Origin of the sequence: Streptomyces genisteinicus (assembly GCF_014489615.1) — a bacterium.
GTDB lineage: Bacteria > Actinomycetota > Actinomycetes > Streptomycetales > Streptomycetaceae > Streptomyces > Streptomyces genisteinicus.
Genome location: NZ_CP060825.1, coordinates 5,148,573 through 5,163,238 on the forward strand (window position 1 = coordinate 5,148,573; position 14,666 = coordinate 5,163,238).

Here is a 14,666-nt window from a genome sequence, read left to right on the forward strand (position 1 = left end):
GGATGATCCTCAGTTGCCGGAGAACTCGGAGTACTCGTCAGCGGAGAGCAGGTCCTTCGGCTCCTCGCTCACGCGCACCTTGAAGAGCCACCCGCCCTCGAAGGGGGCGGAGTTCACCAGCGACGGGTCGTCGACGACGTCCTGGTTCGCCTCGACGACCTCGCCGGACACCGGCGAGTAGAGGTCGCTGACGGACTTGGTCGACTCCAGCTCGCCGCAGGTCTCGCCCGCGGTCACCGTGTCACCGACCTCCGGGAGCTGGGCGTAGACGACATCGCCGAGCGCGTTGGCCGCGAACTCCGTGATGCCGACCGTCGACACGCCGTCCTCGGCGGCCGACAGCCACTCGTGCTCCTTGCTGTAGCGCAGCTGCTGCGGGTTGCTCATGGGGTGAATTCTCCTGTACGCGGGGGAGTGGTGGTGAACGGGAGGGGAGTGCGGGCGGTCACGTCGTGCGCCCGGAGTATCACTTCGCGCGCTTGTAGAACGGCAGCGCGACGACCTCGTACGGCTCGTGCGTACCACGGATGTCGACCCCGACACCCTCGGTGCCGGGCGCGGCGTGGGCCGCGTCGACGTACGCCATGGCGATCGGCCTGCCGAGCGTGGGGCTCGGCGCGCCGGAGGTCACCTCGCCGACGACCTCGCCGCCGGCGACGACCTTCATCCCCGCGCGCGGCACCCGCCGGCCCTCGGCGATCAGGCCGACCAGCTTGCGCGGCGGAGCCTGCGCGGCCCGCTCCGCGGCGGCCGCCAGGGCCTCGCGCCCGACGAAGTCACCGGTCTTCTCGAACTTCACGACCCGGCCGAGGCCCGCGTCGAACGGGGTCAGCGCGGTGGTCAGCTCGTGCCCGTACAGCGGCATGCCCGCCTCCAGGCGCAGCGTGTCGCGGCAGGACAGGCCGCAGGGGATGAGGCCGGCGTCCCGGCCGGCCTCGGTGAGCGCGGTCCACAGCTTCTCCGCGTGCTGCGGCTCGGTGAACAGCTCGAAGCCGTCCTCGCCGGTGTACCCGGTGCGGGCGATCAGGGCGGGGACGCCGGCGACGGTGCCGGGGAGGCCCGCGTAGTACTTCAGGCCCTCCAGGTCGGCGTCCGTCAGCGACGCGAGGATGCCCGGGGACTCCGGGCCCTGCACGGCGATCAGCGCGTAGGCGTCACGGTCGTCGCGCACCTCGGCGTCGAAGCCGGCCGCGCGCTCGCGCAGGGCGTCCAGCACGGTCTGGGCGTTGCCCGCGTTGGCGACGACCATGTACTCGGTGTCGCCGAGGCGGTAGACGATCAGGTCGTCGACGATCCCGCCGTCCTCGCGGCAGATCATCGTGTACCGGGCCCGGCCGGGGCCCACCGTCGAGATGTTGCCGACCAGGGCGTGGTCGAGCAGGTCCACCGCCTGCGGGCCGGTGACGGTGATCTCGCCCATGTGCGAGAGGTCGAACAGCCCGGCACGGGTGCGGACGGCGTTGTGCTCGTCGCGCTCGCTGGCGTACCGCAGCGGCATGTCCCAGCCGGCGAAGTCGGTCATGGTCGCGCCCAGCGAGCGATGCAGGGCATCGAGCGCGGTGCGGCGGGGCGAAGTGCTCATAGGTAGGGCTCCCAGGGCATGACGGCGAGGACAATCCTCCCCATCTGTCATCGGAACCTGAGAGGTTCGCCGCGACCCCGCGTACGGATGGTCGTGACTTGCACCTTGGGTGGAGCCGGCCGTGGGCACGGCTCGCTTTTCAGATCTGCCTCGTCGCGCGCGGTACGGGGCCTGAGAGATTCAAGGGAGGAACTTGCTCCTTCGGCGCCCGCCACACTTGGTGGCAGGGACTCTCCCGCGCGGACTCGAGCGGCCTGTATGGAGTTGGCGCGCACATCATTGCATGCCCGGGGGCGAAGTGGGGGAGTGCGGTGGAAGGCAGCGATGTGTGACGGGCCGCACGCGGCCGGTGACGCCGAACGCGCCCGTGGTGCCGAAATCAGTGGAATCGTATTACCAATTCTTTACACTTCATGGGTCAGGTTAATGGGCAAGGGTCGGACGACGCGACAAGGGGGAGCCTGATGACGTTGCAGAGGTCCGAGGCGTACGCCGCGGCCACGGGGGTGCCCGCCCGCCCGGGCGTGCCCGTCCGCGGCCTGCTCGACACGCCCGCGCCGGTGCTGCGGGACCTGCGCGAGCGGGCGGGCCGCAGCCCGGCGCGCCTGGTGTTCGGCGAAGGCGACCTGGTCGTCGTCTCCGGCCTGCCCGGCAGCGGCAAGACCACGCTGATCCAGCGCGCGGCGCGCGGACTCGGCATCGACTCGCAGGACACCCGCGACCGCTGGGACGCGGCGATGCCCGGCCGCCTGCCGTACGCGGTCTACCGCCCGCTCGTGCGCCTCGCGCACTACGCCGGCCTGCGGCGGGCGCTGCGCTCCGGCGCGAGCGTCGTCGTCCACGACTGCGGCACGCAGGCGTGGGTGCGCCGGTGGCTCGCCCGCGAGGCGGCGCGGCGCGGCCGGGAGCTCCACCTGCTGCTGCTCGACGTGCCGCCGAAGGTCGCCCGCGACGGGCAGCGCGAGCGGGGCCGGGGCGTCTCCGGGTACGCCTTCGCCCGCCACCGCCGCGCCGTGGGCCGGCTCGTCGCCGACGCGGAGGCCGGCCGCCTGCCGGCCGGCTGCTCCTCCGCGGTGCTCCTGGACCGCGACGCGGCGGCGGCGCTGCGGGCGCTGGCCTTCGGCCCCGCCTGAGGCACGTTCCGGCTGACCCGGCCGGAGGCGGGGGCGGCCCGGCTCCGGCGGGGCTCCGCCCCGCACCCCGCGCCTCAATCGCCGGCGAGGCTGAATGGTCAGCCTCGCCGGCGATTGAGGCGCGGGGGCTCGGGGGCAGAGCCCCCGCAAGGCGTCGCGCACGCGTGCAGGCAGGCGCCCGGGGGCCCCGCCCCGTGACCGCCTCCTGCCCGGGCCCCTCTGTCCGGAGCCGTCCGCCCCGTGACCGCCCCCGTCCAGGGGGCCCTGCACCCGGCGCCGCCCGCCCCGGAAGCACACCCCGGGAGGCCCCCCCGCCAGGAGAGGCCCCCCGCTACAGTCGGAGCGGCCCCGGGAGCGTCCCCGGGCACGACCGGGAAGACAGAGACGACGCGCATGGACAACCACCACGGCTGGCCCGGAAACGAGCTGGAAGAGACCCTCGCCGCCTCCCTCGGCAACCCCGCCGCCGGCGGACGCATCGTCGAGGTGCTCGGGCGCAGTCACATATGGGTGCCGCTGCCCAACGGCGGGAGCGCCGACAGCCGCGACCTCGACCTGCCGACCACGGAGATAGACGGGGCCGCCTACGTTCCCGTCTTCAGCTCCGAGCAGCAGTTCCTCGCCACGGTCGGCGCCCACATGCCGTTCGCCGTCGCCCCCGCCCGGGAGTTCGCCCGGGGGCTCCCCCCGCAGCTCGGCATCGCCGTGAACCCGGGCGGCGCCGTCGGCGTCCCGCTCCCCCCGCCCGCCGTGGCCGAACTGTGCAGGGCGGGGCGGACCCCGCTGGACGGCCCCGCCTCCGGCGGCCGCGTACGGCTCTTCGAGCCGGACTGGCAGGAGGAGCCGGTGGACTTCCTCGCCGCCGCGGCCGGTGAGTTCGAGGCGTCCGGCGTCGTCCTCAGCGCCCGCCGCGCCCTCGCCTCGGTCGAGGGGGAGGCGCCCGCCCTCTTCGTCGGCGTGCGGCTCTCGTCCTGGGAAGGCGCCGACCGCAACGCGCCGATGGACGCCCTCGGCCGGGCGCTGGGCCGGGTCCAGGTGCCGTGGCCGGTGAACCTCGTCCTTCTGGACGTTGCGCAGGACCCCGTCGCCGACTGGATGCTGGAGCGGGTCCGCCCCTTCTACGAGCGACTTCCGCGATAGACGCCAGGTCTGTGTCGGAACTGCCGATTAAGCTGGTTTGATGGCCTGAACAGACCTGCCCGCGGCCCGTCGGCGACGGCGGACGGCGGTGCGGGACGGCCCGGGCGCCGGTCCGTAAGGCCGCCGGGACCGGGCGGACCGGGCGGAACGGGCACGGGCACGACCGGCGGAGCACGCCGGCACGGCAGAGCACGACCGGCACGGCGGAAGCACGGCACCAGCAGTACAGGGCACGGCACGGCACGAGCAGCACAGGGCACCAGCACCAGTACCAGCAGGACAGGGCACCAGCAGCACACGACGGGCGGCAAGGCGCGCATCGCGCCGCCGTGCAGGACGAAGGGGCGGAATCCAGGGTGAGCGCGTCAGGCACCGCGGCGGCCGGGCAGGTCGAGCACATGCTGCGCCAGGTGACTCCCGGGCGCTACGACGCGTACGAGGCGCTGCTGCGCGCCCTCGCCGATCCGGCGGGGGGCCGGCTCTGGATGCTCCTGTGGCACGGGCAGCCCGGCTCGCCCGACGCCCAGTACGGGAACATCGAGGTCGACGGCGTGGGCTACGCCCCCTGCGTCACCTCCCCGCAGGAGCTCACGGCCTCCGGCTGGACTCGCGCGCACGAGGTCGTGAGCGGTCCGGACATCGCCCGCATCCTCTTCCCGGAGCGGTGGGGCGTCTGGCTCAACCCGCACGCCCAGGGCGGCGGCGTCGGCATCCCCTGGCTGGATCTGCGCCGTATCGCCTCCGGTCTCGACCGGATGCCGGCCGGACCGCTGCGCCTGTCCGAACCGGCGGTCGAGATCCCGCAGTTCTACGCCCTGCTGACGCAGACCGCCCACCGCACCCCCGCCGTGCGCTCGCTGCGCCGGGCCTGGGTGCAGCCCGCGGTCGGCCCCGCCTACCTCGCCGTCGGCCTCGACCTGTACGACACCGGTCCGCAGGCGGTCGAGTCGGTGCGCGTGATGATGCAGCAGTCCGTCGGCGCGGTCCCGGAGGGCCTGCCGGTCTCCACGGTGGCCCTGGCCGACGAGTACGACCCCGTGACGATGTGGATGCGGGCCAACGCGCGGCCCTTCTACGACCGCGAGGCGCATGCCGGGGGCCCCGCCGCCGGGGGCGGCGGATACGGCTACCCGCAGCCCGGCGCGGCCGGTGGCCTGCGCTGATCCGTCCCCGTCCGCTCCCTGTCCGCTCCCCGGTCAGCTCGACCCGCCCAAGGGATGAGATACGGCTCGAACACCCATCCTCGAACTGGTCCAGATGTCAAGGGTGTTAACTGGCCGGGGGAGGATGTCCCGGATATGACCGGTTTGTTGAGTGTCCGGGTCTCAGGTAGGTATCACCGCTATCCGGACTGTTCACCGTCGTGCCCCTGATCTGTAGTGTTCGGCCGTCAAGACCTTCCACATGGTGAACCAGGGGTGGACCCATGCGAATACTCAAGTCCCGAGCTGCTCGGGTGATCACGGCAGCCGTCGCTGTCGGACTGGTTGCCACGGGATGCTCCTCCGAGCGCGGCGAGGGCGGTGACAAGGCCGGCGCGAAGGACACCTTCGTCTTCGCCGGCGCCGGTGACCCCGGTTCCCTCGACCCGGCCCTCGCGAGTGACGGTGAGACGTTCCGCGTCACCCGTCAGGCGTTCGAGGCCCTTCTCGAGCACGAGCCCGGCGGCAGCGAGCTCGTCGGCGGTCTCGCCGAGAAGTGGTCCAGCGACCCGGCCGGCAAGGTCTGGACGTTCAACCTGCGCCAGGGCGTGAAGTTCCACGACGGCGAGGCGTTCAACGCCGCCGCCGTCTGCGCGAACTACAACCACTGGTTCAACTGGAAGGGCACGTACCAGTCCAGCGCGGTCTCCTACTACTGGCAGACCATCATGGGCGGGTTCGCGAAGAACGAGGACCCCGAGGCCCCGAAGGCGAACTTCAAGTCCTGCACCGCCAAGGACGAGAACACCGCCGTCATCGAGGTCAACGAGCCCTCCGCCAACCTCCCGGGCGGCTTCTCCCTCCAGGCGCTCGCGATCCACTCGCCGAAGGCCCTCAAGGAGTACGAGAAGCAGGACGCGACCGCCAAGGGCGACGCGATCACGTACCCCAAGTACAGCCAGGAGGCCGGCACGGTCGCCGGCACCGGCCCGTACAAGATCACCAAGTGGAACAAGGGCAACAAGGAGGTCTCGCTCGAGGCCTTCGACGGCTACTGGGGTGAGAAGGCCAAGGTCAAGAACCTGGTCTTCCGCACGATCGACACCGAGGACGGCCGCCGCCAGGCCCTCCAGGCCGGCGACATCGACGGCTACGACCTCGTCGCCCCGGCCGATGTGAAGACGCTGGAGGGCGAGGGCTACCAGGTCCCGACCCGTGACGTCTTCAACATCTTCTACGTCGGTATGAGCCAGGAGGTGAACCCGGCGCTGAAGAAGCCCGAGGTCCGCCAGGCCATCACCCACGCCATCGACCGCGAGAACCTGGTCAAGACCCAGCTGCCCGAGGGCGGCAAGGCCGCGACCCAGTTCATGCCCGACACGGTCGCCGGCTTCTCCGACAAGGTGCAGACCTACCCCTTCGACACCAACAAGGCCAAGGAGCTCCTCAAGGCCGCCGGTGAGGAGAAGCTGACGGTCGAGTTCTGCTACCCGACCGAGGTCACCCGCCCGTACATGCCCGCTCCGCAGGACATGTTCGAGCTGATGAAGGCCGACCTGGAGAAGGCCGGCATCACCGTCAAGCCGAAGGCCATGAAGTGGGCCCCGGACTACCTGGACGCCACCGAGGCGGGCTCCTGCGCCCTGCACATGCTCGGCTGGACCGGTGACTTCAACGACGGCTTCAACTTCATCGGCACCTGGTTCGCCGGGTACGACAAGCAGTGGGGCTTCAAGGACCAGAAGGTCTTCGACGCCGTCAACGCCGCTTCCAAGGTGACCGACCCCGCGGGTCGCGTCGACGCCTACAAGGCCGCCAACGAGGCGATCATGGCCTACGCCCCGGGCGTGCCGATCTCCTCCTCCCCGCCGGCCATCGCGTTCGGCAAGAACGTCAACCCGCCGAAGGTCTCCCCGCTGACGCAGGAGAACTTCGCCGAGGTCTCCTTCAAGTAATCGAAAACCCTGCGGGTCCGCCCGGCCACAGCACCTCCGTGGCCGGGCGGACCCGCTTCGACGCACGTGAGAAAGGGGCATGCGGGGTGCTGCGACTCGTCGTACGAAGACTGCTACAGCTCATTCCCACCCTGCTCGGCCTGTCGGTCCTGCTGTTCCTCTGGCTGAACCGACTGCCCGGCGGACCCGCCTCAGCGATCCTGGGCGAGCGGGCGACCGAAGCCGAAGTGGCGAGAATCAACCGGGTACTGGGCCTCGACCAGCCCGTCTACGTCCAGTACTGGCGCTTCCTCAAGCGCATCGTCGAGCTCGACCTCGGCACGTCCACCCAGACCGGCCAGCCGGTGTGGGACGAGTTCGCCCTGCGCTTCCCGGCGACGGTGGAGCTCAGCATCGCGGCGATCCTCATCGCCGTCCTCGTCGGCATCCCGCTCGGCTACCTGGCCGCCAAGCGGCGCGGCGGCTGGCTCGACGTGGCCTCGGTGTCCGGGTCGCTGCTCGGCATCTGCATCCCGGTGTTCTTCCTGGCGCTGCTGCTCAAGGGCATCTTCGCCGTCCAGCTCCAGTGGTTCCCCAGCTACGGGCGGCTCTCGACGGGCCTCAACGCGACGGACGTCACCGGGTTCGCCGTCCTGGACGGCCTGCTCACCGGTGAGTTCGACGCGAGCTGGGACGCGATCATGCACCTGATCCTGCCCGCCGTCGCGCTCGCCTCCATCCCCCTCGCGGTGATCGTGCGCATGACCCGGGCCAGCGTGCTGGAGGTCCTCGGCGAGGACTACGTCCGCACCGCCGAGTCCAAGGGCCTGGAGAAGCGCGTCGTCCGCGGCCGGCACGTGCTGCGCAACGCCATGCTCCCCGTGATCACCGCCGTCGGCCTGCTGACCGGCAGCCTGCTGTCGGGCGCGGTGCTCACCGAGTCGGTGTTCTCCTTCGGCGGCATCGGCTCCTTCATCCGCACCTCGATCGACGCCCGCGACTACCCGGTGCTCGTCGGGTTCATCCTCTTCATCGCGATGGTGTACGTCCTCATCAACCTGCTGGTCGACCTCGCGTACAGCATCATCGACCCGAGAGTGCGGGTGCACTGACGTGACGACCATGACCAAGAAGGCCGACAAGATCGACCGGCTCGCCGAGCTGATGCAGACCTCCGAGGCCACCACCGGCGCCAGCCTGTGGCGCGAGGCCATGCGGCGGCTGCGTTCCAGCAAGATGGCGATCATCGGCGCCGCCGTCATCGCCGTCTTCGTGGTGCTCGCGATCATCGGCCCGTGGATCGCCCCGCACAGCCCCACCGCGCAGACCTGGCGCGGCGAGGTCTTCCCCAACCAGGGCAAGTTCGTCGGCATGCGCGGCGAGAACTGGTTCGGCCTCGACCACCTGGGCCGCGACCTGTTCTCCCGGATGCTCGTCGGCGCGCGCCAGACCCTGCTCGTCGGCGTCGTCTCGATGCTGATAGGCCTGGTCGTCGGTGCGCTCGTCGGCATCCTGTCCGGCGCGGCGGCCACGCTCGGCGGACGGGTCGGCCAGCGCGTCGACACCGTGATCATGCGCATCACCGACATCATGCTGTCGCTGCCGGGCCTGCTGCTCGCCGTCTCGATCGCCGCGGTCCTGGGCCAGTCCCTGACCACCGTGATGATCGCCGTCGGTGTCGTGCAGATCCCCGTCTTCGCCCGCATGCTGCGCGGTTCGATGCTCGCCCAGGGCGGCGCCGACTACGTGCTCGCGGCGAAGGCGCTCGGTGTGCGCAAGCGGCGGATCGTGCTCACGCAGATCCTGCCGAACTCGCTCAGCCCCGTGATCGTCCAGGCGACGCTCAGCCTCGCCACCGCGATCATCGAGGCGGCGGCGCTCTCCTACCTGGGCCTCGGCAACCCCGACCCCGCGGTGCCCGAGTGGGGCGTGATGCTCTCCCAGGCGCAGCGGTTCTTCGACAACGAGCCCATGATGGCGGCCTACCCGGCCATCGGCATCATCATCACCGCCCTCGGCTTCACCCTGCTCGGCGAGGCCATGCGCGAAGCCCTCGACCCGAAGCTGCGAGGCTGAAGTCCCATGGCACTGCTTTCCGTTGACGAACTCAGCGTCACCTTCACCGCCAAGGGCCGCAAGGACTCCACGGCGGTCGACGGCGTCTCCTTCGACGTCGACCAGGGTCAGGTCGTCGGTCTCGTCGGCGAGTCGGGATGCGGCAAGTCCGTCACCTCGCTCGCGCTGATGGGCCTGCTGCCGGGCAAGGGCGTGCGGATCGGCGGCCGGGCCCTCTTCGACGGCGCCGACCTGCTGTCCATGAGCCCGGCGAAGCGGCGCGACCTGCGCGGCAGCCAGCTCGCGATGATCTTCCAGGACCCGCTGTCCTCGCTGAACCCGGTCATCCCGATCGGCGTGCAGGTCACCGAGATCCTCCAGCGTCACCGCGGGCTGAAGGGGGAGGCCGCCCGCAAGGAGGCGGCCCACCTGCTGGACCGGGTCGGCATCCCCGACCCGACGCGGCTCAAGGAGTACCCGCACCAGCTCTCCGGCGGCATGCGCCAGCGTGCGCTGATCGCCATGGCCGTGGCCTGCGCGCCCCGGATGCTGATCGCGGACGAGCCGACCACCGCGCTCGACGTGACCATCCAGGCCCAGATCCTCGAACTGCTCAAGGAACTGGTCGACCAGGAGGGCACCGCCCTGCTGATGATCACCCACGACCTGGGTGTCGTCGCCGGCCTGTGCGACCAGGTCAACGTGCTCTACGCGGGACGGGCGGTGGAATCCGCGGCACGGCGCGAGCTGTTCGCCCACCCCACCCACCCGTACGCGCACGGGCTGCTCGGCTCCATCCCGCGCCTGGACGCCCCGCGCGGCGAGCCGCTCCGCCCGATCCGCGGCTCCATCAACGACCGGATCGCCTGGGCCGACGGCTGCGCCTTCGCCCCCCGCTGCGACCACTACACGATGGAGTGCCTGACGGGCACCCCCGAACTGACCGAACCACGCGCCGCGGGCCACCAGGTGCGCTGCGTCAACCCGGTCCTTCCCAAGAACCAGGCGGAGGTCTCGGCATGAGTCTGCTCGAACTCGACGGTGTGAAGGTCCACTTCCCCGTCAAGAAGGGCATCTTCTTCGACCGCACGGTCGGCCACGTCTACGCGGTCGACGGCGTCTCCCTGAAGGTCGAGGCCGGTCAGACGTACGGGCTCGTCGGCGAGTCGGGCTGCGGCAAGACGACGCTCGGCCGGGCCGTGCTGCGGCTGGTGGACGTCACCGACGGCGAGGTCGTCTTCGACGGCACCGACCTGGCGAAGCTGCCCGACGAGGAGATGCGCCGCTTCCGCCGCCGTCTCCAGATGGTCTTCCAGGACCCGCTGGGCAGCCTCAACCCCCGGCAGAACGTCGAGTCGATCCTCGCCGAGGGCATGGCCGCGCACGGCATCGGCAAGGACCAGGCCGAGCGCCGGGAGAAGATCAAGGAGATCCTCGCCAAGGTCGGCCTGCCGGCCAACGCGCTCTCCCGCTACCCGCACGAGTTCTCCGGCGGTCAGCGCCAGCGCATCGGCATCGCGCGGGCGCTCGTCCTCGAACCGGACGTGATCATCTGCGACGAGCCGGTCTCGGCCCTGGACGTCTCCGTCCAGGCGCAGGTCATCAACCTGCTGGAGGAGCTCCAGGAGTCCCTGGGCCTCACCTACCTGGTGATCGCGCACGACCTCGCCGTCGTCCGGCACATCTCCGACGTCATCGGCGTGATGTACCTGGGCGGGCTCGTCGAGGAGGCGCCGAGCGACGTGCTGTACGAGGGGCCCAAGCACCCGTACACCAAGGCGCTGATGTCGGCGGTCCCGGTGCCGGACCCGGAGATCGAGGACCGGCGGGAGCGCATCCTGCTCCAGGGCGACCTGCCGTCGCCGGCCAACCCTCCGGCCGGCTGCCGTTTCCACACCCGGTGCCCGTGGGCGCAGGACAAGTGCGCGGTGGAGCGTCCGGCGCTGACCGACCTCGGCGACGGGCACAAGGTCGCCTGCCACTACGCCCGCGAGATCGACGAGGGCACGGTCGTGCAGACCCGCTCGACCGGCATCGACGCGGTCGTGGCGACGGAGGCGGTGGCGTCGAAGGAGGCCGCGGTCTCCGAGACGGTGACGGACCCGGCGTCCGCCGCGGTCGCCGTCCCCGCGCCCCGTCCGGCCGCCGACGGGGCGGTTCCCGCCGCGGACGCGGACGCCTCCGGTGAGGCCCCCGCCGAAGCGGCCGCGAGCGGCTCCGGCGACGACGCCGGGGACACCGGCGCCGAGGGGCCGGAGGGCTCCGAGGCGGGCGGCACCGCGGAGGTGGCCGTCACCGAGGAGGCCGTGGCGGAGAAGCCGGCCATCGAGGAGCCCGCGGCGGAGAAGCCCGCCGCCGACGAGCCCGTGGCCAAGGGGCAGGCGAAGGAGGCTTCCGAGTCCGCCTGACGGACTCGGGAGCGCCCGGGAACACCGGACAGCGACGCGCACGGTAGAACTGTCCGGTGTTCCAAGAACTCTTCACGCCCTCCGTCCAGCACGCGCTCGACATCGCCGGGATCTTCGTCTTCGCGATCTCGGGCGCGCTGCTCGCCGTACGGAAGAACTTCGACGTCTTCGGCATCGCCGTCCTCGCCGAGGTCACGGCGCTGGGCGGAGGGCTCATCCGCGACCTGATCATCGGGGCCGTACCGCCCGCCGCCTTCACGGATCTCGGGTACTTCGTGACCCCCCTGGTCGCCACCGTGCTCGTCTTCTTCCTGCACCCGCACGTGGAGCGCATCCAGGTCGGGGTGAACGTCTTCGACGCGGCCGGGCTCGGCCTGTTCTGCGTCACCGGGACGACCAAGGCGTACGAGTACGGCCTGAACCTCACCTCCTCCGCCGCGCTGGGCCTCGCGACGGCCGTCGGCGGCGGTGTGCTGCGCGACGTCCTCGCCAACGAGGTGCCCTCGCTGCTGCGCTGGGACCGCGACCTGTACGCGGTGCCGGCGATCGTCGGCGCCACCATCGTCGTGCTCTGCATCCAGTTCGACGCCCTGAACGCGCTCACCAGCGGCATCGCGGTGGTGACCGCCTTCGCCCTGCGGCTGCTGGCCATGCGCTACCACTGGCGGGCCCCGCGCGCCTGGAACCGGCGCTCGGCCGCCACCGAGGAAAAAGCTACCGCTCAGTAATTGTTTGTTGTACGGTACCGGCATGGCAGAGGCAGCACAGACGGCGGTGCGGACGACGACCGGCGGGACGCGCACGGCGAAGGCGACCGTCGGCGACAGCGAGTTCGACCGCGACACCGCGGTCGTCCGCCGCGAGCCCGGCGTCTACGACGCGGAGCTCTCGGCGGGCTGGACGATCATCCACGCCGTCAACGGCGGCTACCTGCTCGCGATGCTGGGCCGCGCGCTCGGCGACGCCCTCCCGCACGCCGACCCCTTCTCGGTCTCGGCGCACTACCTCACGGCGTCCCGTCCCGGGCCCGCCGTGATCCGCACCGAGGTCGTCCGCACCGGGCGCACCCTCTCCACCGGCCAGGCGTCCCTCTTCCAGTTCGCGGAGGACGGCACCGAGGTCGAGCGCATCCGCGTCCTGGCCACCTACGGCGACCTCGACGCGCTCCCGGACGAGGTCCGCACCTCGGCCGAGCCGCCGGTCATCGCGCCGATCGAGCACTGCTTCGGGCCGTCCGACGGCCCCGCCCCGATCCCCGGCAGCTCCGCCATCACCGAGCGCCTCGACATCAGGCTCGACCCGGCCACCGTCGGCTGGGCGATCGGCGCGCCCTCGGGCAAGGGCGAGATGCGCGGCTGGTTCCAACTGGCCGACGGCCGGGACGCGGACCCGCTCTCGCTGCTGCTGACGGTGGACGCGCTGCCGCCGACCTCGTTCGAACTCGGGCTGACGGGCTGGACCCCGACGGTCGAGCTGACCACCCACGTGCGGTGCCGCCCCGCGCCCGGTCCGCTGCGGGTCTCCATCACCACCCGCAACCTGGCGGGCGGCTTCCTGGAGGAGGACGCCGAGGTCTGGGACTCGGCCGGCCGCCTCGTCGCCCAGTCCCGCCAGCTGGCCAAGGCGCCGCGCACGGCCTGACCCCGCCGCGGGCGGCATCGCCTTGCGCCTGCCCCGGAATCGCACGGCACCACACCGCGCCCCCCGTCCACCGGACGGGGGGCGCGGTGCGTGCCTCATGCCCCGCACCGCGCGTGTTCTCCGCCCCTCGTGCCTCAGTCCAGCCAGTGCCGGCGGCCCAGAGTCACCAGCCGCAGCCTCCGCCGCGCCAGCGCGCTCACCCGCTCCTCGCCCCCCGGGCCCGCCTCCAGGAACGCCGAGGCGGTCATCACCATGTGGTCCACGTACAGGCCGGCGAGCATCTCCAGATCGTCCTCGCTCCATCCCGCCGACTCGGGCTCGGCGGCGAAGAACGCGGCCACCTCGTCCGCGAACCGCGCCAACTGCTCGGCGATCGCCGTGCGCACGGCCGCCACACCGCCGTGCTGCTCCCGCGCCACGAAGCGCACATGCGCGGGGGAGGTGCGCACCAGCCCGGCCACGAGGGCCACCGTGCGGTCGATGCGGTCCTCGTCCGCCGGCTCCCTCAGCGCCTCCCCGATCGTCGCGTGCAGCGAGCCCAGGGCCTCCTCGACCAGGGCCACGCCGAGGTCCGCCATGCCGGTGAAGTGCCGGTAGAAGGCGGTCGGGGCGACTCCCACGGCCCGGGTGACCTCGCGCAGTCCCACGCTGCTCAGGCTCTGGTCCTCCAGCAGGCGCAGTGCCGCGTCCAGAAGTGCCTGGCGGGTCTTCTGCTTCTGGGCCTGGCGGACGCCGACGGTGTGACTCATGACATTCAGTAAACAACCGTTATCTCGAATTGGGAAGAGTAGACTCCTCAGTCAGTGAACATACGTACTCTGAAACCTCTGATACGTACTGGTCCACCGGAAGGACGGCCGTGATCATCCTCGTCGCCGCGCTCCTCGTCATGGGCATCATGCTGGGCGCCGTGGTCCAGCTCCCCGCCTCTGCCTCCCTCGTCGCCGGCACCGTGATCGGCTGCTGGCTGATCGTCTTCGCCGTGCGCGAGCGCCGCGCCCGGCGCGGCTGACCCATCGACCGGAAGGAGAAGAACCCATGCGCACCGACACCCTCGTACGACCCGCCGCCCGCACGTCCGGACCGGCGGGCCCCGATCCCGCCGCCGGGGAGGAGGCGGCCGAGCGACGCCCGGAGGAGCCTGCCGCCCCGCAGGCCGCCGCGCCCGCGGGCACCCGGGACGCAGACGGGATGGCCGTCGCCGCCTTCGTTCTGGGCCTCACCGGACTGCTCGTCATGAACATCGTCCTCGGGCCGACCGCCATCGTGCTCGCCTCCCTCGCCCTGCTGCGCGGCACCGCCCGCCGCGGCCGGGCACTCCTCGGGCTCGGGCTCGGCGTCGCCGACCTCGTGGTCCTCGCCGTCCTGGTCACGGCGAACGGCTCCGTCGTCTGGGGCTTCGGCGGCTGACCGGCCGCCGCGCGGCGGCCGGTCAGCCGCCACCGGGGGAGAGCCGCCCCCCGGTCCCTGGCGCAGAAGCCCTCCGCGGACCGCAGCAGGCCACCGGCCCAAGCCGCCGCTCTGCGCTGCGGGAGCCGCCTCCGCGCCTCCTGCGGTGCCCGCCGCCTCCCCGGCGGAACCCGCCGTTCCCTTCCGGCGTACCCGCCCCCGCACCGGCGTGGCGGAAGGCG

At 71.9% G+C, this 14,666-nt stretch carries 15 protein-coding genes and 1 riboswitch; of the genes, 12 read left to right on the forward strand and 3 right to left on the reverse strand.

Features of this window, described 5'->3' with window-relative positions:
* Positions 1-9 precede the first annotated feature (9 nt).
* Together gcvH and gcvT are read right to left on the reverse strand one after the other, a co-directional pair.
* A complete protein-coding gene (gene gcvH, locus IAG43_RS22470) occupies positions 10-387 on the reverse strand; it encodes a glycine cleavage system protein GcvH (protein ID WP_187742499.1) in 378 nt (125 codons plus the stop codon).
* Positions 388-466: 79 nt separating this feature from the next.
* On the reverse strand, positions 467-1,582 hold the full coding sequence (gene gcvT, locus IAG43_RS22475) for a glycine cleavage system aminomethyltransferase GcvT (protein ID WP_187742500.1): 1,116 nt from the start codon (positions 1,580-1,582) through the stop codon (positions 467-469).
* A 150-nt stretch (positions 1,583-1,732) separates the two neighbouring features.
* Positions 1,733-1,830: riboswitch (glycine riboswitch) on the reverse strand.
* Positions 1,831-2,046: 216 nt separating this feature from the next.
* Here gcvT and IAG43_RS22480 point away from each other — a divergent pair.
* From IAG43_RS22480 to IAG43_RS22525, 10 genes are all read left to right on the forward strand, one after another.
* The gene (locus tag IAG43_RS22480) at positions 2,047-2,715 is read left to right on the forward strand and encodes an AAA family ATPase (RefSeq protein ID WP_187742501.1); all 669 of its coding nucleotides are present in this window, start codon (positions 2,047-2,049) and stop codon (positions 2,713-2,715) included.
* A gap of 393 nt (positions 2,716-3,108) precedes the next feature.
* Positions 3,109-3,855, forward strand: a complete 747-nt coding sequence (locus IAG43_RS22485) for an enhanced serine sensitivity protein SseB (RefSeq protein WP_187742502.1) — start codon at positions 3,109-3,111, stop codon at positions 3,853-3,855.
* Positions 3,856-4,211: 356 nt separating this feature from the next.
* Positions 4,212-5,018 (forward strand): enhanced serine sensitivity protein SseB C-terminal domain-containing protein, encoded by an 807-nt coding sequence (locus tag IAG43_RS22490; protein ID WP_187742503.1) that lies wholly within the window; start codon positions 4,212-4,214, stop codon positions 5,016-5,018.
* 263 nt (positions 5,019-5,281) lie between these two features.
* Positions 5,282-6,952, forward strand: coding sequence for an ABC transporter substrate-binding protein (locus IAG43_RS22495; RefSeq protein WP_187742504.1), 1,671 nt, complete (start codon positions 5,282-5,284; stop codon positions 6,950-6,952).
* A gap of 86 nt (positions 6,953-7,038) precedes the next feature.
* Positions 7,039-8,043, forward strand: coding sequence for an ABC transporter permease (locus IAG43_RS22500; RefSeq protein WP_187742505.1), 1,005 nt, complete (start codon positions 7,039-7,041; stop codon positions 8,041-8,043).
* A gap of 10 nt (positions 8,044-8,053) precedes the next feature.
* A complete protein-coding gene (locus IAG43_RS22505) occupies positions 8,054-9,007 on the forward strand; it encodes an ABC transporter permease (protein ID WP_187744591.1) in 954 nt (317 codons plus the stop codon).
* Positions 9,008-9,013: 6 nt separating this feature from the next.
* Positions 9,014-10,009, forward strand: coding sequence for an ABC transporter ATP-binding protein (locus IAG43_RS22510; protein ID WP_187742506.1), 996 nt, complete (start codon positions 9,014-9,016; stop codon positions 10,007-10,009).
* On the forward strand, positions 10,006-11,394 hold the full coding sequence (locus tag IAG43_RS22515) for an oligopeptide/dipeptide ABC transporter ATP-binding protein (protein WP_187742507.1): 1,389 nt from the start codon (positions 10,006-10,008) through the stop codon (positions 11,392-11,394). The genes IAG43_RS22510 and IAG43_RS22515 overlap by 4 nt, the downstream gene beginning before the upstream one ends.
* A gap of 56 nt (positions 11,395-11,450) precedes the next feature.
* Positions 11,451-12,122 carry a trimeric intracellular cation channel family protein gene (locus tag IAG43_RS22520; RefSeq protein WP_187742508.1) on the forward strand — a complete coding sequence of 224 codons (672 nt, stop codon included), beginning with the start codon at positions 11,451-11,453 and terminating at the stop codon, positions 12,120-12,122.
* Positions 12,123-12,144: 22 nt separating this feature from the next.
* Complete coding sequence (locus tag IAG43_RS22525) at positions 12,145-13,035, forward strand: thioesterase family protein (RefSeq protein WP_187742509.1); 891 nt, start codon at positions 12,145-12,147, stop codon at positions 13,033-13,035.
* Positions 13,036-13,169: 134 nt separating this feature from the next.
* Here IAG43_RS22525 and IAG43_RS22530 read toward each other — a convergent pair whose 3' ends face one another.
* On the reverse strand, positions 13,170-13,784 hold the full coding sequence (locus IAG43_RS22530) for a TetR family transcriptional regulator (RefSeq protein WP_187742510.1): 615 nt from the start codon (positions 13,782-13,784) through the stop codon (positions 13,170-13,172).
* A 110-nt stretch (positions 13,785-13,894) separates the two neighbouring features.
* On the opposite strand from IAG43_RS22530, the gene IAG43_RS22535 reads away from it, so the two are divergent.
* Complete coding sequence (locus tag IAG43_RS22535) at positions 13,895-14,047, forward strand: hypothetical protein (protein WP_187742511.1); 153 nt, start codon at positions 13,895-13,897, stop codon at positions 14,045-14,047.
* Between the two features lie 26 nt (positions 14,048-14,073).
* Positions 14,074-14,445: a hypothetical protein gene (locus IAG43_RS34595; RefSeq protein ID WP_246574506.1), complete on the forward strand. Its 372-nt coding sequence runs from the start codon at positions 14,074-14,076 to the stop codon at positions 14,443-14,445.
* Positions 14,446-14,666 lie beyond the last annotated feature (221 nt).

Excerpts from the sequence above, each read along its gene's own strand:
- gcvH (WP_187742499.1), bottom strand. The coding sequence starts at position 387 with ATGAGCAACCCGCAGCAGCTGCGCTACAGCAAGGAGCACGAGTGGCTG.
- gcvT (WP_187742500.1), bottom strand. The coding sequence starts at position 1,582 with ATGAGCACTTCGCCCCGCCGCACCGCGCTCGATGCCCTGCATCGCTCG.
- IAG43_RS22480 (WP_187742501.1), top strand. The coding sequence starts at position 2,047 with ATGACGTTGCAGAGGTCCGAGGCGTACGCCGCGGCCACGGGGGTGCCC.
- IAG43_RS22485 (WP_187742502.1), top strand. The coding sequence starts at position 3,109 with ATGGACAACCACCACGGCTGGCCCGGAAACGAGCTGGAAGAGACCCTC.
- IAG43_RS22495 (WP_187742504.1), top strand. The coding sequence starts at position 5,282 with ATGCGAATACTCAAGTCCCGAGCTGCTCGGGTGATCACGGCAGCCGTC.
- IAG43_RS22505 (WP_187744591.1), top strand. The coding sequence starts at position 8,054 with ATGACCAAGAAGGCCGACAAGATCGACCGGCTCGCCGAGCTGATGCAG.
- IAG43_RS22510 (WP_187742506.1), top strand. The coding sequence starts at position 9,014 with ATGGCACTGCTTTCCGTTGACGAACTCAGCGTCACCTTCACCGCCAAG.
- IAG43_RS22515 (WP_187742507.1), top strand. The coding sequence starts at position 10,006 with ATGAGTCTGCTCGAACTCGACGGTGTGAAGGTCCACTTCCCCGTCAAG.
- IAG43_RS22525 (WP_187742509.1), top strand. The coding sequence starts at position 12,145 with ATGGCAGAGGCAGCACAGACGGCGGTGCGGACGACGACCGGCGGGACG.
- IAG43_RS22530 (WP_187742510.1), bottom strand. The coding sequence starts at position 13,784 with ATGAGTCACACCGTCGGCGTCCGCCAGGCCCAGAAGCAGAAGACCCGC.
- IAG43_RS34595 (WP_246574506.1), top strand. The coding sequence starts at position 14,074 with ATGCGCACCGACACCCTCGTACGACCCGCCGCCCGCACGTCCGGACCG.